Origin of the sequence: Furfurilactobacillus siliginis, from assembly GCF_001437435.1 — a bacterium.
Taxonomy (GTDB): Bacteria; Bacillota; Bacilli; order Lactobacillales; family Lactobacillaceae; genus Furfurilactobacillus; species Furfurilactobacillus siliginis.
The window spans coordinates 61,425-80,296 of record NZ_JQCB01000006.1 but is presented as its reverse complement, the minus strand read 5'-3'; the positions used below and the strand labels follow the sequence as shown (position 1 = coordinate 80,296).

The following is an 18,872-nucleotide window of genomic DNA, read 5'->3' as shown; positions in this document are numbered from 1 at the left end:
TGTGCCGCGCGCTTTGCGAGCGACACTCTTCGACAAAACAGGGTAACAGTGACGGCGTAAAACTAGCTTGCCGGGAGTGAAGGGCTGCGAAGAATTCGCAAAGCCCGTAACGGTAAGGCACGCTAGTTTTACGCCTGCGAACGCAGTGAGCTCACTGTTATCCTGTTTTATCGGAGACACTCACTCAACTCATTACTGAAGCTGCAACGCGCCCGTCAACAGACCGACGAGACCTGAAACAGCCATTAGTGCAATTGCTGCCCAGCAAATCCAGTCAGTTTTAGATAGGTGCTGACCCTTTTCTTTTTTACCTTGATAGTAGAACCAAAAACCAGTCATCCAAATGATTGCACCAAGTAGCAGATACTGAAGACCTGCACCAAAAATCATGAACAAGGTGAAAGCAGTTGCTAGAATTGCGAAGATAGCAGAACTGATTCGGCTATGAACAGGTTTGTCGCTGAAGCCAGTTCCGTTCACAACACTTTTAATCGCATATAAACTCGCAAAGAAATAGGGAACGATGGCTAACGATGTTGAAAATTTCAATAAAACAACATAACCGGCTGAGTATAAACCGGCAACAATCAAAAGAAATTGCGTCAAACTTGAGGTAACTAAGAGTGCATTTTGTGGCGCCTCATTTTGGTTGAGTTTGCTTAACCATTTCGTTGCTGAGCCACCACGCGAGGCAACTCGCAATTCTTCAGAACATAATGTGATCCAGGCAACGAGCGCGCCTAGGACTGAAATAATTAAACAGATATTGATTAACCAGCCGCCCCAATTACCAACCATGTGTGACATTAAACCGGCTAGTGAGGGATCATGTAACGCAGAAATTTTGCTGGGAACGAGTAAACCAAGCGATAAAACGGAAGTGCCTAGCAACAAGATAATGACGAAGATAGCACCGATGTTCGTCGCTTTGGCAACATCTTTTAGCTTCTTTGCCCGTGTCGCGAAAATTGTGCCAGACTCAATCCCAATCAAGGTCCACATTGCAGACAACAGAACTGTTTTTGATTGATTGAAGATAGAGGTGTGTATCCAACTGTGACTAGCGACATTGAAGACCTGGGTTGATGCAAAGTGACTCATGAAAATGTGTGGCGAGAAATTAACAATGGCGAGGATAATAAATAATGTAATGGGAATTACTTTGGCGATTGTGGTGATGTTGTTCATTGCAGTTGACGCGTGAATTCCACGTAGGACAAGACCAGTGATGATCCACAACAGAACAGACGCCGCAATGATTGACGGCCAGGTCGTTCCATTGCCAAAGAAAGAAAAGATACCAAAACCACCGAAGGCTGAAAAGACGACCGTTAGATAGGAAGCGTCGCCGACAGCGTCACCAATCCCGTGCCCATAATTGGCAATGAAACCGCCGAGATCACCAAAGAGATGTTTAGACCAGCCGTAAATTCCATCGTCGATGTCGGGTTGTTGCAACGTGAGGTTTCGATAGACACCCGCCAATGAAAACATACCAACAGCAACAATCGCCCAGCCAATTAAAATTCCGGCGGGGTTTGCGCCAGCAGTCAATGTTGCTGGAAGGGCGAAGATACCAGAGCCGATAGTACCACCAATAATCAAACCGGTCAGACCGCCTAAACCGACCTTGTTTTTAACATCTTGTTTCATATCGTTCACTTCCTATAGTTTTTATGACCTTATACAATCATCAGTATAGTAAGCGCTTTCTAAAAGCTTCAGGAAGTGGCTAAAAGCGACATGAGAAAGAATGGGTTTAGAGAATTTAATTGTAAAATATGCTGTTTTATTTAGTACCTGATAGTCGGATTACTTCAAAAAACATCAATGAACAACAAATGGGAAGGTACCTGAATAAGTTGCTGTTTCCGGTTCTTAGAAATGGGTTGGCAAAAAAAGTTAAGGGATGCAGAAAAATATCCTTTATTAATCCAAACTACTTGAAGAACACGCCGGAAACTCGGTATAATGAGAGTGTTGAAACAATCAGGACAACTAGGAAAGGCAGGTGGGTTTTATGGCAGCAGATGATTATCATATATGTTCGACGAGCGATGATGGTCCCGCGTGTTTGTACACAGCTGTAAATTCAACCCACACTGTGAACGAACTGCGCGGCTAATTTGGCATTGAGTTGAGGTTTTTGCTTATGCAGAATTTTACCGGCACAGTTCACTGTCTCGTTGATCATAAAGCGTATGATCTCGTGGATGGTGTTTTCCTAGAGGATTTAGATGGTCCGTTAACGGCGTTGATTCGTCAGGACTATCCGAAGGCGACAAACGAAGACTTTATTTGTAGTGAGCATTTGGTGCATTATCGGTTAATGAAGATGGATCAGATGATTGCAAAGGATTATCGACAAAATCACAAGCTTAATCAAAAGTTGACACGGGTTCTGGAAAAGGACAAGTATCAGCCTGTCGATGTTCGGGAGCAATTGGAACACTCACTGACAGTCGGTCAACGTGTTGCGGATGCTGTTGCTCACTTCGGGGGTAGCTGGCCGTTTATTATTTCGTTTATCACCGTCATGATCTTGTGGATCGTGATAAACACATTGCACATTTTTGGTGCCCATTTTGATCCATATCCATTTATTTTGCTGAATCTGTTTTTGAGCATGGTCGCCGCGATTCAGGCACCACTCATCATGATGAGTCAAAATCGATCAGCTGAATATGATCGCATGGAATCAGTCAATGATTACCATGTGAATTTGAAGTCCGAAGAAGAAATTCGGGTGTTACATTCAAAAATGGACCATGTGATTCAGCAGGATCAACCAAACATGTTGCAGTTACAAAAGATACAGATGGAAATGTTAGGTTCAATTGAGTCCCAAGTGAATGAATTGCGCCGTTTACAAACCTATTTTGATGGACACGTAGATGTTGTCGATGATGTACAGACGTCGAAACAACAACCAGCAAAACCGGAATCTAAATGAGCGCCATTCAGGACGTTATCAAAAAGCCACCCGCAATGAGGGTGGCTTTTTGTTTTGGGTTAATTTAATTAAACTGCGCGTTATACAGCTTAGCGTAAGCGCCGTTTTGCTTTAGCAATGACTCATGGGTGCCACGTTCAACAAGTCGACCATCATCCATGACGACGATTTGATCCGCATTGTGAATGGTAGATAACCGATGTGCAATGACTAGTGATGTACGTGATTGCATCAAGTTCTCTAACGCGTGTTGGATGGCCTTTTCAGATTCATTGTCTAAACTGGCCGTCGCTTCGTCTAAAATGACGATTTGCGCGTTCTTCAACAAGGCACGAGCAATTGACAGGCGCTGCTTTTGTCCACCTGAAAGTTTAACGCCACGCTCACCAATCTGGGTTTTTAAACCGTCGGGTAAGCCATGAATAAAGTCAGCAATGTCGGCCATAGTAGCCGCTTGCCAAATGTCTTCAGTAGATGCGTCTTCACGTCCGTAGCGAATGTTTTCTTCGATGGAACCATCTAGCAGGTAAACATCTTGCGAAACGATGGCGATGTTTTTACGCAGGTCGGCAATTTGTAGATCAGTAATTGCTTGCCCGTCGAATGTGATGTTGCCACTGTCTAAATCATATAAACGATCAATTAATTTAGTAATCGTCGTCTTTCCAGAACCAGAGTGTCCGACTAAAGCGGTTGTTTTGCCAAAGGGAATCGTAAAGCTGACGTCATGGACAGCCGGCACTTTAGCGCTTGGATGGCCATCGTCATCTTGGTAGGTAAAAGATACATGTTGCAAGTCAACGCCGTCTTTGATTGTTGGAAAAGTAACTGCATTTGGCTTGGATGTGATATCTGGTGTCAATGCCATGATATCCATGACCCGACCGTAAGAGACTAAGGATTGCTGCAGCTGGTTCAAAATTTGTGTGAAGGCACGGATTGGACCTTGCAGCATGGCGACATAAGTTAGGTAGGCAACCAGCTGCCCCACGGTTAACTGCCCTTGAATGACGAAGTAAGCGCCTAATGCCAAAATGATGGCGACACCGAGGTAGTTGACCAAATCAATTAGTGGTGAGAACAATGCTTGATTTTTGGTGGCATTGATCATGTCTTGCTTGTTGGTATTAGCATATTTGCTGAACCGGTCTTCTTCTAAACCTTCATTGGTGTAACTTTTGATCAAATCAATCTGAGTCAGCGTATTTTGCATCTGATTGGACATTTGTGCTTGTGAGGCGCGAGCTGCGCGAAAGGCACTGTGGAGTCGATTTCGAAAGACGCGATAAATTAAAAACATCAACGGAAAGGTCAGCGTGACAGCTACAGCCATTTGCCAGTTGATGATAAAGATGTAGATCCACACAAAGATAAACGTGACCACACTGCCGACCATCGACAACATGTTAGCGGAAATCAGGCTTTGTAAATTACCAATGTCGCTCGTCAATCGCACCATCAAATCACCAGTTTTGCTTGATTCGAAAAAGTGTGTGTCGAGGCGCAGAATGTAGCGATATAAGTCTGTACGTAGGTTGGTGATGGCGCCTTGACTGAGCACGCCCATGTAGTAAGTGGAGACAAAACTCAAGATCCCGAGAATAACGGCGGTTCCGAGTAAGCCAGCTACGACCTCAGTGAGTAAACCAATGTCATGACGGGGGATGACATGGTCGATGATGAACTGTTCATATTGTGGAATGACGAATTCGAGTAAAGAAATGATTGCCAGCGCGAATACGTTTAATGCTAACAACCATTTCTTATTTAAAACTTGCCCAAACACAAAGCGAAACATCTGGCTTGTTGTGACTGGTGTTGATGCATTTTTCATGATGATAGCTCCTGTTCAAATGAAATTGGCTATCCCATAGCGTACACGGATTCACCTGTGGAACCAACTAAAGTTACTTATGAACAAAGTCGTTTGGATCAGCGCTGGCAGGTCCCATTTCATCCATGTTTGAATCACGATAATCCCACCATTCTTCGCTGTAACCGATAAAGCCTGCGGCAGTCATGGCGTTGTTCAATAATTGATAGTTATGCTCAATGGCAGGTTCGCGGTGAAAATTCCGACGCGCACTGTCACCGAAGGCATCAAAGGGACTTTGCATTGGTAACTCGTTACCAGCCATATCAGTGATGGTGAGGTCAAAGGTCACACCTTTTTGATGGCTCTTGTTTGGATTGGGTGGCAACACCCAGTTAGGGTCAGGGAAGACATCGAAAAGCTTCTTCTGCGCACTAACCGGACGATAGGCGTCCCAGACCTTGAGTCGATAGCCTTGATCAGCTAGCAATTGGGCCGCAATGCCGAGTTTCTTGGCGGTTGGCGTCCGCGCGATGGCTGTTGTGAAGTCATAAATAACTTGATGGGTAAAATTATCGGTGGTGGCGTATTTAAGATCAACGATGATGCGATCGTCGATGTCCTGAATGTTTGTGAAAAGCGGTTCTGAAGTCATGAGTAAAGCCTCCTGAAATCGTTTTCATTTATTATCGCAGAGAATCTGTATTTTGCCTATTAGCGCAACTTAAATGGAAAAAAGTATGCACTTTCAAAATTAATTAAATTTATCCTCAGCCTTGTTCCTTTGCGGATACAAGGCTGTTTAATTTATGCAACTTTTTGCATGAAAATGAAAACGGTGGTAGCGTAAATGTTATGAAAGTTATGAAAACACAGCGGGACCTGATGTCAGCCGGTGAAGCTTACCAACAATTTGATTCGGAATTGATTGAACGACGGACTTATATTCGTAAGCAATTGCAGGGCATTAATCAGGAACCAGATAATGAATTACGAAATTCAGCAGTTAAACAGTTACTTGCGGACAGCGGCCCGCACTTTTTTGTTGAAAGTGACATCAAGTTTGACTACGGCTGGAATATACATATTGGTGATCATTTTTACGCAAACTATGACAACACGTTTTTAGATACGTGTCCGATTACCATTGGCAGTCATTGTTATTTTGGCCCCGACGTTGGACTATACACGCCGGTGCACCCATTAGATCCGCGGCAACGGAATGCGGATGTTGAAATGGGCAAGCCAATCACGATTGGTGACAGTGCCTGGCTAGGTGGTCATGTGACAATCTTACCTGGCGTGACGCTGGGCGATAATGTCGTTGTGGGTGCCGGTTCAGTGGTCACCAAATCATTTGGCGACAACGTAGTCATTGCCGGGAATCCAGCGCGCGTAATCAAAACAGTACCAACAGAAGAATAAACATTGTTTTACGGAGACTGACAATTTCGTCAGCAGCTCATTTGTATAAGATGCTAAACGCTGTGCAGGTGGTTCACTTCGGTGTGCACAGCGTTTTTGTGTGCAGAAAAACTAGGGATCCATAGGAGGATTATTATTTTAAAGCGTCAGAATGTCGATCGAGCCGTCTTTTTACCAACCATGATTTTATTTGGACTGGTGTCCTTGGTGTTGATAATTGGTGGCTCAGCCGTTCAGCAAACGATGAACGCGGTCTTGTCATTTCTTACGACAAAGTCAGAGTGGCTGTATGTGTTGGTGTACATCATCAACTTCATCTTCTTTATGGCTTTAGCCTTTTCCAAGTACGGCAAGATCAAACTTGGTAAAGCAAATCAGAAGGCTGATTATAACGGCTTTCAATGGGGCAGTATGGTATTTGCAACAGGAATTGACGCTAGCATTTTGATGCTGAGTGCCACTGACCCATTGCAATATCTGCAACACCCAGCTTTTGGTGCAAAGCCGTTTTCGAGTGCTGCTTACATTTATGCCAACGTCTGTGGTGAATTTAACTGGGGTCCCATGGCCTGGATGATTTTCGCCACTGCGACGATTGCGATTGCTTATGCGATGCACGTCCGCGGCCTACATGTGCAACGGTTGAGTGCCGCCATTCCGATGCTGCAAGGGGATGGCAAGGTACGTCACACCTTGAGCCAGATCATCGACTTTCTAGTTGTATTTGGCATCATGGGTGGGATTGGTTCATCGATTGGGATGGAAATTCCCGTCATTGCGCAAGTCTTAAGCACCATCACAGGCATTCCTGACACGATGGGTTTAAAGCTTGGTTTGTTCGGTGTTCTGTTCGTGTTATTTGCGATGACCGTCTATGCAGGTTTGAATAAAGGAATTAAGAAACTTTCTGCATGGCATATTTACTTAGCGATTGGTTTCTTATTAATCGTTTTACTTGTCGGTCCCACCATGCATTTATTAAAGGGTGAAGGTCAAACGTTGTTTCTATTAGTGCAACACTTTACGGCCTTGTCATTTAATAAAGCAAGCGCAGGGACTAATGGCTTTGCACAACACCAGACGATGTTTTACTGGGGCTGGTGGCTATCATACATGCCTGTCATGGGCTTGTTTATCGCCCGTATTTCACGTGGGAAAACGATTCGCCAGGTCATTGTCGGTATGCTGACGTATGGTGTCGGTGGATGCCTGAGTTTCTATGCTGTCTTAGGTGGTTACGCATTGTGGTTGCAGCAGACAGGGGTCGTTAACTTAGTACAAATTTTGAATAATCATGGTCAAGCTGCGGTCTTAGCGGCATTGATTCAAACACTGCCATTAAAGATGTTAATGCTTGTGATGTTCTGTCTATCTTGTTTTGTCTTCTTGGCAACCACGATTTCATCATCTGCATTCATCGTGTCATCATTCACCAGTCTTGAGTTGAAGGGTCAACAACAACCAAGTCGCTGGAACCGAATGGCGTGGGTCGTCATCTTTATCCTGTTCTCATTGGGGATTGTGTTAGTCGGTGGTTTTGAGACCGTGCAAGCAATTTGTACGATTGCCGGGTTCCCATTGATCTTTGTGGCGTTGCTCTTGCTACAATCGATTTACCAATCCGTGACTACCGATGCAAGCGTCAAACGTGCTTCTTTGGTGGCACCAGCCAATGCTCGGCGTCATGCAATGCGTGAACTGCTGTCTAAGGATTTGTAGAAAATGTGTTTAATAAATAGTGTCCGGGACATAAGTAATTTGTCCCAGACGCTATTTTTGACTTACGAGTTTAAATAGCTAAAACGTGGACCAAAAGTCAAGTCGCTGTGCAGACTACGAACTACCTACCGGGTTGAAGACCAACCCGTACGGCAGTTCTAGGTCTTGCTCGCGACTTCCCGACTTTTGGTCCACTCTCCTTTTTTGGTAAAGAAATATTTCCAGGTTCTTTACGTATGTAATAGATAAGTTGCTGATTTCTGTTAGATAAGTGACTGGTTAAAAGATGTTTCTGTGAAACCGTTTACAATCTTAATGGAATTTGCTAAGCTTGGTTGCATAATTCAGAAAAGGGAAGTGGATTGTTTTGATTACGAATCTAGAGGAATTTTTACCACAACTAAAGGACATTTTGCGCGGGTCATTTGATGACGACCGTGAGTTAGCTGGTGGCGTTGTTTCGCGACTAAGGGAATCAGAAACAATTCATTACGGCGTGACGCGTTGGCGTGCAAGAGATACACAGGATCATGAGTTCACGTTTAAACAAAATGACGATGGCACTTATACTTATTTGTATAAACATTAAGGGTAGTTCAGTCACTTGTAGCAAGCTCTCAGCATGGGATGATAAAGACAATGGAAATAATTAAAGTGTCCGTAACTGATGCCGAACACATTCTTTTACAGAATGCCGCGCAAAGAAAAGGGTTGACGATTAGCGAATTTATTCGCCAAAGTGCGCTGGAAACTGTGGAAGAAGCGTCTGATTTACTTGCCTTTAAAAAGGCAGAACAGGAATTCAAGCGGGATCCCGTGACTTATTCGACTGCTGAAGTGAAGCGACAATTGAATTTATAGAAGGTTCAAAAAATAACAATGAGTATGTGAACATAACGAATTACGTTCACATACTCATTGTTGTTTTCTAAACTTAAATAGCTAAAACGTGGGCCAAAAGTCAAGTCGCTGTGCAGAGGACGAACAACCTACCGGATTGAAGACCAATTCGTATGGTCGTTCTAGGTCTTGCTCGTCACTTCTCGACTTTTAGTCCACGCTTTACTTTTAATCCTTCGTTAGTTGCCACTCAGCGGTGCCAAAAGTTTCTGGTTGTTCACGTACACGATTGATGATGAATGCTTGAGCGGACAGCTGCTGACGAGCATTAGGTACTTGGTATTGCGGCGCATGGGGTTCGTTATTAGCATCAATTAAGGCAATGGATTCACAATTGTGAATGATTCGTTTCTCTTTGGTTTGACGATTAACTAAGACGACATGCATCACTGCCACCTCACTTTCACGCAGTGTGTTCTGCAACGATTCGGTAGTAAGGCGAGTGTAACATGTACCTAATCTAGTTGATAATTAACTGCTTCTTTTACAGCTTGCAAGCATGGCGCTGGTATCTGTTGAATTGCCAGCGTAAACTATGAACAGGAAAGGCAAGATGTCATAATTATAGGAAGTAACGATTAGCAATGATTAACGCAGTGGACTTGAAAAGCTTACGAGCTGACTACCAACAACATCAGCCAACAACATTTGTGGGTGACTTTGAGCTTTCAACGACAGAGATAACGTGGTTACTGACTGATGATTTTGCGCTGCTGTGTGGCGTGATTGCTGATCAATCGATACCAGCTAAGCGGGCTTGGCAGCTACCGGGGAATCTACAACAGCGACTTGGTGCTGAGCAGTTTACGCCGGAATGGTTTGCCACACATGAGACGGCATTAGCGGCTGCAATCAAAATGAAGCCTGCACTACATCGTTTTCCGAGCACAATGGCACGTAATTTAGCAAGCTTAGGCGCAACAATCACGACACAGTATCAGGGCCAGGCAACTGCGTTATTAACAGTCCCGAGCTATCAAGAGTTGGTTGCACGATTACAACCCATTACAGGAATCGGCATTAAGAAAATCAATGCACTATTACTGATTCTGTTGTTGGACAAGCGGCAAACGATTACTGGTCTTGAAGCAAGCCAAGCGTTGTTTGATGTTCACCTAAGTCGAATTATTACCGGCTTAACTGGTCGTTCGACGACCGCGGCAACAGCAACGACATTTTGTCAGCAATTGGATGCGACCTGCCCAGCGCGTGTATCACCATATCTATGGCGACTTGACCGCCAGCACAAAACACTGCAAGATGTCATTAGGCAACAAACTAAGGAGGCACCACAATGAAAGTAACACATCGCCAATTGGTGACGGAACCAGAACGACAATTGTTTGGGCTACCCTATGCAAGTCAACAAAATGGGTCATATAACTACGCCTGGTTAGATTGGGAAACAACTGATAAATTTAAAGAGCTGGAAACAATCAATAAGCCATTAGATCCTGCAAAGATTGGGCTATTGGTATTCGGTGCGGGCGAACCAGTTTACTGGATTGGTAAGTGGTTCCGTAAAGGCCAAAAGGTTCCTGAAGGTTTTCAAAGTATCAAAGTGCCTGAAAGTCCAGCTGCAGTTGCGTGGGTTAACGGAAATCCGGACACTGGTGATTTATTCGGCAATCTTGCGATGGAAGCTGCGCACAAGGATTTACTAAGCCATCACATGATGACAGATAACGATTGGGATAACTTAGCGTATGCATATGAACGCTACGATCCATCTCGTTTCCAACCTGAAGAAAATCCTACGACCTTAGATTACGTCTTTTTCGTTCACTAAGCCGTGGTTGACACTGGCGGAAACTGTCAGTACAATGACAACAATATTAAGCGACGAAAACGTGACTAGAAATGGTCAATTAGGATGGTTGATCCCTGCTAAGAGAGCTGATGGATGTGTGAATCAGTGACATTAACCATGCGAATTACAGCGTTTTAACACGTCGTAACGGTGCATCCGGGTATCGATGCGAAAGTGATTGCAGCAATGCAATAATTTGGGTGGTACCGCGGTTAATCGTCCCTTGTGTAAAAACAAGGGACTTTTTTTGTACCAAAATTTAAGGAGGAACTAGCAAGATGAACATTGTTGATGAATTAAAGTGGCGTGGTGCCATTAATCAGACCAACGACGAGGATGGTTTACGGGAATTAACGACAGAAAAGGCGATCAGCCTCTACTGTGGAATCGATCCAACCGGGGATTCAATGCATATTGGACACTTGATTCCCTTCATGATTTTGAAACGGTTCCAGCTGGCGGGCCACAAACCCGTGATCGTAATCGGTGGTGCGACTGGCTCGATCGGTGATCCTTCTGGTAAGAAGGCAGAACGGACGTTGCAAAGCATGGAACAGGTGCAACATAATCAGGAAGCTTTGAAGACACAGTTAGTTCGTCTGTTCGGTGAAGACCAATTTCGGTTGGTCAACAATTACGATTGGCTGTCTAAGTTAAGCCTGCTCGATTTCTTACGTGACTACGGCAAACTGTTTAACGTGAAGACGATGCTGAATAAAGAAATTGTCGCATCACGGTTGGAAGTTGGGATTTCCTTCACTGAATTTACGTACCAGATTCTGCAATCCATTGATTTCTTGACGTTGTACCGTGAACAAGACGTGCAACTCCAAATTGGTGGTGGCGATCAATGGGGAAATATCACCGCTGGCTTGGACCTGATTCGTCGTGTCGAAGGCGCAGATGCAAAAGTCTTTGCGCTGACGATTCCACTATTGCTGAAGTCCGATGGTACTAAGTTTGGTAAGTCCGAAGGTGGCAACATCTGGTTAGACGCTGACAAGACCACCCCTTACGAGTTCTACCAGTTCTGGTTGAACCAAGATGATAATGACGTGGTGAAGTTCCTGAAGTACTTCACTTTCTTGAGCGAAGAAGAAATTACGGCTTTAGAAGAACAAGTAAAGGCGGAACCTTGGAAGCGTGCTGCACAAAAGCGGTTGGCAGAAGAAGTGACCCAATTTGTTCATGGTGACGCTGCGTTGGCCCAGGCGCAAAAGATCACGGCGGCTTTGTTCTCTGGCGATGTAAAAGCATTAAGTGCTGATGAAATCGAACAAGGCTTCAAGGCATTCCCAAGTGTGACAACAACCGCTGACAAGCAGAACATTGTTGATTTCTTGACCGAAAGTGGCATTGAAAAGTCACGACGTCAGGCACGTGAGGATGTTTCCAATGGCGCAATCACCATTAATGGTGACAAACAAGACGATTTAGAGGCTGAAGTGGATCCTCAGGCGATGTTCGATGGTAAGTTTGTCATCGTGCGTCGTGGGAAGAAAAAGTACTTCTTGGCACGTGTTCAATAATTTTCGTGCTTATCATTAGTTATTGAAAATTAGTAAGTTTATAATACACACCGTTCATAGGTGTGTATTTTTTTGTGCATCGGAACGAATTACGATTAGAAGTTGGGGGCACGAATAATGAACACCTTGCTGCAAACATTAATTGATCGCCGCGGCGCCTTATTGACCGCACTGTGGCAGCATCTAGAAATTTCCATCGTATCGCTATTGATTGCGATGGTGATTGCGATTCCACTGGCAATCTGGGCGACACACCACAAGCGGTTTGCAGCAGTGATGCTACAAATTGCCGGTGTTTTGCAGACGATTCCATCGTTGGCACTGTTGGGATTACTGATTCCGTTAGTGGGGATTGGTACGGTTCCAGCAGTCATTGCGTTAGTAATCTATGCATTACTGCCTATTTTTCAAAATACATACATTGGGATCGATGAGATTGATCCGTCGATTGAAGAAGCGGCAACAGCCTTTGGTATGGGCGAACTGCGAAAATTATTCAAAGTAGAATTACCAATGGCAGCGCCCGTTATCATTTCAGGGGTTCGCCAAGCGCTAGTCCTCATCATTGGAACGGCCACATTGGCTGCGTTGATTGGTGCTGGTGGTTTAGGGACGTTCATTCTGTTAGGGATTGATCGCAACGATACGACGTTAACGTTGATTGGCGCAATCAGTTCAGCGTTACTTGCAATCGTGTTGAGTTGGTTGATCAATCGTCTGGAACATGTGCGGCCACGTTACTTGGTGGCAGGTCTAGTGGTTCTATTACTTGGTATCGGTGGTACAAGCGTCTATCACGCGGTTCAACAACCGAAGGATAACATCACGATTGCTGGTAAATTAGGCTCAGAACCGGACATTCTGATTAATATGTATAAGGATTTGATTGAACAGGATAACAAAGACGTTCATGTCACGCTGAAACCAAACTTCGGGAAGACGAGTTTCCTATTTAATGCATTGGATCATAATCAAATTGATATTTATCCAGAATTTTCTGGGACGGTATTAGAAAGCCTTGTGAAGCAACCACACAGTGACAAAAAATTGACTGCGACGCAGACCTATCAGTTAGCGAAAACGGACTTAGACCGCCAGTTTGACATGGCCTACTTGAAGCCCATGGCGTACAACAATACCTTTGCGCTTGCGATTCGTAATGCTGATGCGAAACAATGGAACGTCCATGATATTAGTCAACTGCGGACGGTTGAAAATCAGGTTAAACCAGGGATGACATTAGAGTTCATTGATCGTCCCGATGGGCTGCCTGGTGTGAATAAAGCGTACGGCTTAAAGTTGTCGGCGCAGTCGATGGAACCTAAGCTCCGTTATGAAGCAATCCATAATAGGAACATCAACCTGGTGGATGCTTATTCTACTGACAGTGAGTTGCGCCAGTATCACTTAACGGTTCTGCGCGACAATAAGCACTTCTTCCCAGCTTATCAAGGAGCACCATTAATGAAACAAGCATTGTTGAAAAAACATCCCGGCGTGGCGAAAAGCTTGAATAAGCTGGCTGGTAAGATTTCGGAAACGGATATGCAAGAAATGAATTATGAAGTCAATGTGCAACAAAAGTCGGCAAAGCAAGTCGCACACCATTACTTGGTTAGTCATCACTTGTTAAAGGAGGCGCGCTAATGACTGTCAAAATTAATGCGTCAAAGGCGGCGTATGAAGCGCGGCTGGGCAAACCATTTATTGATTTTGATCACGTTCAACAGGAATTCAACGGCAATTTGGTCATTCCGGATCTAAACTTGACGGTCAATGCTGGTGAACTATTCGTGTTGGTCGGGACTTCTGGGAGTGGTAAAACGACTACTTTAAAGATGGTCAACCAATTGCAGCCGCAGACGGCGGGGACAATCTCCATCATGGGCCAGGATATTCGGCAAACAAACCTGCAGGAATTACGGTGGAACATCGGGTATGTCCTGCAACAGATTGCCTTATTTCCGACGATGACAGTCGCACAAAATATCGCCGTTATCCCGGAAATGAAGGGTGTTAAACGTGAAGAAATTGATGCGACCGTTGATCGCTTACTAAAGCGTGTCGGTTTGGATCCGGCTAAATATCGTGATCGGATGCCTAGCGAACTTTCAGGTGGGGAGCAGCAACGCATCGGAATTTGTCGTGCAATTGCGCCAGAACCACCAGTAGTCCTAATGGATGAACCATTTTCAGCATTAGATCCAATCTCACGGACGCAGTTACAGGATCTGGTGCTCGACATTCATGCTTCGCGACATGACACGATTATTTTTGTGACGCATGACATGGATGAGGCGCTTAAGCTTGGAGATCGAATTGCGGTAATGAGTGAAGGCAAGATTCTACAGGTGGACACGCCAAACAATGTCTCACAGCACCCGGCAAATGGCTTTGTGAAGCAATTCTTTGCGCAAAGTATTGCGCATAACGTGGAAAATGTTTACGTGGGCAAGATGGTCATGCAAGGGTTTGCTTATCCAACGTTGCCGCAACCTGGTGCGCGGGTATTGGATATTTCATCTGACAAAGTCCTTGGCGACGTGTTCGATGCAATGAAAGATGTTGATTATCTGCGCGTCGTCAGCGGTAATAAGGAGCTTGGTTTTATCGATGCGACGATGGTGGTTCATTATTTGAGTCAACACTTGCATGAGGACGATGCGTGAGCAAATGCGTTGTTTGAATGACATAAACTCAGTACACTGACAGTAATGATGCTGTGCAACGACGTGAATGGAGGCAATGACATGAGCGATTACGATCAACTGATTCTAGGCGGTGGTCCTGGTGGACTAGCGTTAGCTTATGAACTGAAAGCAGCCGGTAAAAAAGTCGCAGTGGTTGAAGAAAATCTATGGGGCGGTACCTGTCCAAACCGTGGCTGTGACCCGAAGAAGATTCTAGTGGCAGCGGTGGAAGCAAAGCGGCATGCGGAATACATGCAAGGTGAAGGAATTGACGGAACGACGTCAATCAATTGGCCGGATCTGATGCGAAATAAGTTTGCGTACACGGATGCGATTCCAAGTGGTACTCTGAGTGGTCTTCAACAAGCGCATATTGAAACGTTGACGGGACACGCACGCTTCAATGCTGATGGTTCAGTGAACGTCGATGATCAGACAGTGACTGCTGAACAAATGATCATTGCGACTGGTCAACGCCCAGCACGGCTGAACATTGACGGTGGTGAACTGATTCAAACCAGCACTGACTTTTTAAACATGCGTGAGCTGCCTAAACGGCTGACGTTTATCGGTGGCGGCTACATTGCATTTGAACTAGCTGACATCGCAAACGCCGCCGGGGCGGAAGTGCACATGTTATTGCATAATGACCGGCCGTTAAAGGCGTTTGATCAGGAGTTGGTGAGTGATTTAGTGAACCAGTTGTGGGCAGATGGCGTTAAATTTGAGCTGAACGTTGATGTTACCCATGTGGCCAAGACTGACGAAGGTCTTGTGATCAGTAACGATGATGGCTTTACGTTGACGACGAACGCCGTGATTGGTGCGACTGGGCGAATTGCGAATGTCGACACCCTAAACTTGGCAGCCGTTGGCGTTCAGGCTGATGCCAAGGGCGTCGTGGTCAACGACCATTTGCAAACAACGAATCCACGAATTTATGCGCTGGGGGATGTTGTTGCCAAACCAGGCGTGCCTAAATTGACTCCGGTTGCAGGTTTCGATGCGCGTTATTTAGCGGGTCAGCTGACAGGAACAACAACGGCACCCATTGCTTATCCAGCCATTCCAACGGTTATCTTCGGGGTTCCACGCTTAGCTACGGTTGGAATTAGTACTGCTGCCGCTACAGATGACGCGAAATTACGGATTAAGACCATCGACATGACACATTGGTATACTTATAATCGAATTCACGATCCAAAAGCAAAGGTGAAAGTCGTACTCAACCAAGCCGGAGAATTAGTGGGTGCAAGTGTATTGAGTAGTGTTGCCGATGAAATGATCAATTACCTCACGTTCTTGATCAATCGCCATGCAACAGCGCAAGCACTGAATGACATGGTGCTAGCATATCCAACACCGGCCTCTGATTTGGGTTATGTCTTTTAGTATTAGCTAATATCAAAAAAGCGTATCGATTCCAATTTTGTGATGAATTGGAATCAATACGCTTTTAATTTATGGATATACGGTGGTGTTATTTAAAGTTTAGCAGGTTAATGTAATCTTGATTTTGTGAGTAGATCCCATGGACCATGATTATTTTTGCGTGCGGTTTTAAAAAGGTAAACTCGATAGTTAGTCATTGTTGGACCCGCTTAACCGATCTGTGTAGTCACTTTTAATTGATTTTAAATCGTAAATATCACCATTAAGAACGTCTTGGCGACTTTGCAACAGAATCTGCTTTATTTCAGTTAGTTCATGGTCACTGATAGTCGTGGTTTTAGCTGCGAAGGGTAGTCCATCTTGAACAATGATTTGTTTAAAAAACATGCGAATCGCAGTGCTGGGGTCAAGGCCGATTTTTTCAAGAATCGTTGTTGCTTGATCCTTAGTGGTTTTATCCATGCGTACGTTTAGTCGAACATCTGTTGACATTATGATTACCTCTTTGTGGACGTTGTACACCCAACGTGAGCTTTTTGGCTTAAATAATATACAAAGAAAATAGCTGTCTGATTTTTTTGCATAGTTTTTGTGAGTAGATTCTTTTCAAGTTGACGCAAGCAAGCACTTGCATGCAGTAAAACATCGTGCTAAACTCTGGGCAAACATTAGGCGGAGGTGCATGATGAAAACATTTTTAAAATTTTTGACGAGTCGTGGTGTGTTGATAACAACGGGAATGGTGATTGTTTATGGCTTTTTGATTTTTACAATCTACTTTACGGGATACCATGCGATGCCACAGAAGTTTGATACCTTACCGATTACAGTCGTTAATCGAGATTCGGCGAGCAAACAGTTGGCTAAACAATTACGAACAACGTTGCCGTTTAAACACGTTCACCAAACGCATGACTTATCTGCAGCAAAGCGTCAAATGAATGCACGCAAGACGTATTTAATTATTGATATTCCAGATGGATTCGCCAGCACTGTTAAACAAAATCAGCCGGCAAAGCTGAATTTTTATGTGAATGATGCCGTGCAAACATCGGTTAGTAGCGGCATGATGACCGTTGCCGAGACTGTTGGCAAGACAGTTAATCAACAAGTGATGGTGCAAAAGAGTGAGGCGGTGTTGCGTAAAGAACCCCTTGCCAAACTGAAACAAGTCGTCGCAGCGCAACAGCAACAGCTGGATGCAGCGGTCGCAAGTAAGCAACAACAGATCAGTGCCGCACCTGCGCCATTACAACAAGGCTTGCAACAACAGTTACAGTCAGAATCGCAACAAAAACAGAAAGCATTAGATCAGGCTTCCCGTGATAAGCAAACGGAAATTCAACAACAAGTGCAGCAAAAATATGCACCGGTTGCGAATTCCGTAACAACGAATATCCACCGCATGAATAAGGTACGAACTGGTCTGAATTACAGTTTGGCACCGTTTATCTTGACGTTAGCAATGTATATCGGTGCCCTCTTAGGCAGCTTATTATTGTATGGCACGTATGTGAAATTTGCTGGTATGGTGGGCCGCTTTAAGGCGTTTGGGATGCTGGAAATCAGCATGATCTTAATTTCAATCATTGCAGCTGCAGCGGTCGTTGCGGCGGTGATGCCACAGATGCAACTAACCGGCAGTCAATTTGGGGCGCTGTGGTTGAATCATGGACTAGAGATGTTTGCTGCATTTAACTTAAATAGTGTGTTGATTCTATTGATGGGTCAGATGGGCACATCATTGAACATCTTTTTAACGATGCTACAGGTCGTGGCCGGCGCCGGAATGATTCCGTTAGTTGCGATGAATCATTTTTACGCGGCGCTTCATTTTGTGGCACCGATGTTCTACACGATTGCTGGAGATATGAACATCATGTATGGCGGGACTGGCACGGGACAGTTATGGGGTCAGTTTGCGTTATTGATTGGCGGACTGATTTTGATCAACCTATTAATTGTGACGTTCAGAAAGCGGCAGCCGGTTCTTGATTTTGCAAAGTTAAGTTAAGCGAGTACACTATTTGTAAGATAATTACTTGGGGGAATAGTGATGCCGAAAGAATCAACGGAAGCACAGATCTTAACTGCTTTTGGATCGTTGCTGAAGCAAAATGGCTATGACAGTATCACCACAAAACGGATTGCAGCAACAGCTGGTGTCAACGAAAGCACGCTCTTTCGGCACTTCGTTAACAAAGATGGGTTAATGGATGCGTTGTTGGAGAAATATCTGCGGCGCATTGATGAGATTAAGCTCGACTTTGCACCTTCTGGTGACATAACGGTGGACTTGATGTGGGTTGCGAAAACATATGCTGCCTTTATTAACGATCATGCTGCCTTGTTTTTTGTGGCGTTGCGCAATAATGGTCAGTTTCCGTCTGTTGATAAATTGCCATTGCGATTTCGGACAGAATTGGTCGAGGCATTTCAACGGTTACAGCAAACGGGCGAAATCCGTGCAGATTTAGATGCTGAAACTGAGGCAATTAACTTTATGCTGATCAACTTCGGTCACATGGTGTTTAAGATGACATTTCCTGGGCAACCAGTAGATATTCCAGCCGAGAAGTTTGTAGAAACAAATGTGGTTAACTTTGCTGAACACCTGAAGTAGGTGCGTCGTAAAAAGTGT

Annotated in this window: 18 protein-coding genes; 13 read left to right on the top strand and 5 right to left on the bottom strand. The window is 44.6% G+C overall.

What is annotated here, in order from left to right; translation table 11 throughout:
• Positions 1 to 192: 192 nt before the first annotated feature.
• The gene (locus tag IV55_RS05695) at positions 193 to 1,653 is read right to left on the bottom strand and encodes an amino acid permease (RefSeq protein WP_057810225.1); all 1,461 of its coding nucleotides are present in this window, start codon (positions 1,651 to 1,653) and stop codon (positions 193 to 195) included.
• 499 nt (positions 1,654 to 2,152) lie between these two features.
• Here IV55_RS05695 and IV55_RS05685 point away from each other — a divergent pair, with 499 nt between their 5' ends.
• Positions 2,153 to 2,953: a DUF1003 domain-containing protein gene (locus IV55_RS05685; RefSeq protein WP_083483948.1), complete on the top strand. Its 801-nt coding sequence runs from the start codon at positions 2,153 to 2,155 to the stop codon at positions 2,951 to 2,953.
• Between the two features lie 64 nt (positions 2,954 to 3,017).
• On the opposite strand, the gene IV55_RS05680 is transcribed toward IV55_RS05685, so the two are convergent.
• Both IV55_RS05680 and IV55_RS05675 read right to left on the bottom strand, forming a co-directional pair.
• On the bottom strand, positions 3,018 to 4,787 hold the full coding sequence (locus IV55_RS05680) for an ABC transporter ATP-binding protein (RefSeq protein WP_057810221.1): 1,770 nt from the start codon (positions 4,785 to 4,787) through the stop codon (positions 3,018 to 3,020).
• Between the two features lie 73 nt (positions 4,788 to 4,860).
• The gene (locus IV55_RS05675; RefSeq protein ID WP_057810219.1) at positions 4,861 to 5,421 is read right to left on the bottom strand and encodes a M15 family metallopeptidase; all 561 of its coding nucleotides are present in this window, start codon (positions 5,419 to 5,421) and stop codon (positions 4,861 to 4,863) included.
• A 209-nt stretch (positions 5,422 to 5,630) separates the two neighbouring features.
• Between IV55_RS05675 and IV55_RS05670 the strand changes: the two genes are divergently transcribed.
• The 4 genes from IV55_RS05670 (at position 5,631) to relB (ending at position 8,771) form a co-directional block, all read left to right on the top strand.
• Positions 5,631 to 6,191 (top strand): sugar O-acetyltransferase, encoded by a 561-nt coding sequence (locus IV55_RS05670; protein WP_057810330.1) that lies wholly within the window; start codon positions 5,631 to 5,633, stop codon positions 6,189 to 6,191.
• A 135-nt stretch (positions 6,192 to 6,326) separates the two neighbouring features.
• Positions 6,327 to 7,910, top strand: a complete 1,584-nt coding sequence (locus tag IV55_RS05665) for a BCCT family transporter (RefSeq protein ID WP_263862177.1) — start codon at positions 6,327 to 6,329, stop codon at positions 7,908 to 7,910.
• A 367-nt stretch (positions 7,911 to 8,277) separates the two neighbouring features.
• Complete coding sequence (locus tag IV55_RS05660) at positions 8,278 to 8,499, top strand: hypothetical protein (RefSeq protein WP_057810217.1); 222 nt, start codon at positions 8,278 to 8,280, stop codon at positions 8,497 to 8,499.
• Between the two features lie 50 nt (positions 8,500 to 8,549).
• On the top strand, positions 8,550 to 8,771 hold the full coding sequence (relB, locus tag IV55_RS05655) for a type II toxin-antitoxin system RelB family antitoxin (protein ID WP_057810215.1): 222 nt from the start codon (positions 8,550 to 8,552) through the stop codon (positions 8,769 to 8,771).
• Positions 8,772 to 8,978: 207 nt separating this feature from the next.
• Here the strand turns inward: relB and IV55_RS05650 are convergent, their stop codons facing one another.
• Complete coding sequence (locus tag IV55_RS05650; RefSeq protein ID WP_057810213.1) at positions 8,979 to 9,197, bottom strand: hypothetical protein; 219 nt, start codon at positions 9,195 to 9,197, stop codon at positions 8,979 to 8,981.
• A gap of 197 nt (positions 9,198 to 9,394) precedes the next feature.
• Between IV55_RS05650 and IV55_RS05645 the strand changes: the two genes are divergently transcribed.
• From IV55_RS05645 to IV55_RS05620, 6 genes are all read left to right on the top strand, one after another.
• Positions 9,395 to 10,108 (top strand): hypothetical protein, encoded by a 714-nt coding sequence (locus IV55_RS05645; RefSeq protein WP_057810211.1) that lies wholly within the window; start codon positions 9,395 to 9,397, stop codon positions 10,106 to 10,108.
• The gene (locus IV55_RS05640) at positions 10,105 to 10,599 is read left to right on the top strand and encodes a hypothetical protein (protein WP_057810209.1); all 495 of its coding nucleotides are present in this window, start codon (positions 10,105 to 10,107) and stop codon (positions 10,597 to 10,599) included. The genes IV55_RS05645 and IV55_RS05640 overlap by 4 nt, the downstream gene beginning before the upstream one ends.
• Positions 10,600 to 10,898: 299 nt before the next feature.
• Entirely contained in the window at positions 10,899 to 12,149 is a 1,251-nt protein-coding gene (gene tyrS / locus IV55_RS05635) for a tyrosine--tRNA ligase (RefSeq protein ID WP_057810207.1), read from the top strand.
• A 117-nt stretch (positions 12,150 to 12,266) separates the two neighbouring features.
• Positions 12,267 to 13,796, top strand: a complete 1,530-nt coding sequence (locus IV55_RS05630) for an ABC transporter permease/substrate-binding protein (protein WP_057810206.1) — start codon at positions 12,267 to 12,269, stop codon at positions 13,794 to 13,796.
• Positions 13,796 to 14,818 carry an ABC transporter ATP-binding protein gene (locus IV55_RS05625; RefSeq protein ID WP_057810204.1) on the top strand — a complete coding sequence of 341 codons (1,023 nt, stop codon included), beginning with the start codon at positions 13,796 to 13,798 and terminating at the stop codon, positions 14,816 to 14,818. Before IV55_RS05630 ends, IV55_RS05625 begins: the two co-directional genes overlap by 1 nt.
• An 81-nt stretch (positions 14,819 to 14,899) precedes the next feature.
• The gene (locus IV55_RS05620) at positions 14,900 to 16,231 is read left to right on the top strand and encodes a dihydrolipoyl dehydrogenase family protein (RefSeq protein WP_057810201.1); all 1,332 of its coding nucleotides are present in this window, start codon (positions 14,900 to 14,902) and stop codon (positions 16,229 to 16,231) included.
• Positions 16,232 to 16,420: 189 nt separating this feature from the next.
• Here the strand turns inward: IV55_RS05620 and IV55_RS05615 are convergent, their stop codons facing one another.
• Positions 16,421 to 16,723: a type II toxin-antitoxin system RelB/DinJ family antitoxin gene (locus tag IV55_RS05615; protein WP_057810199.1), complete on the bottom strand. Its 303-nt coding sequence runs from the start codon at positions 16,721 to 16,723 to the stop codon at positions 16,421 to 16,423.
• 190 nt (positions 16,724 to 16,913) lie between these two features.
• On the opposite strand from IV55_RS05615, the gene IV55_RS05610 reads away from it, so the two are divergent.
• Positions 16,914 to 18,245, top strand: coding sequence for a YhgE/Pip domain-containing protein (locus tag IV55_RS05610; protein ID WP_225425847.1), 1,332 nt, complete (start codon positions 16,914 to 16,916; stop codon positions 18,243 to 18,245).
• Positions 18,246 to 18,287: 42 nt separating this feature from the next.
• Positions 18,288 to 18,854, top strand: coding sequence for a TetR/AcrR family transcriptional regulator (locus IV55_RS05605; protein WP_057810195.1), 567 nt, complete (start codon positions 18,288 to 18,290; stop codon positions 18,852 to 18,854).
• The last annotated feature ends 18 nt before the right edge of the window (positions 18,855 to 18,872 follow it).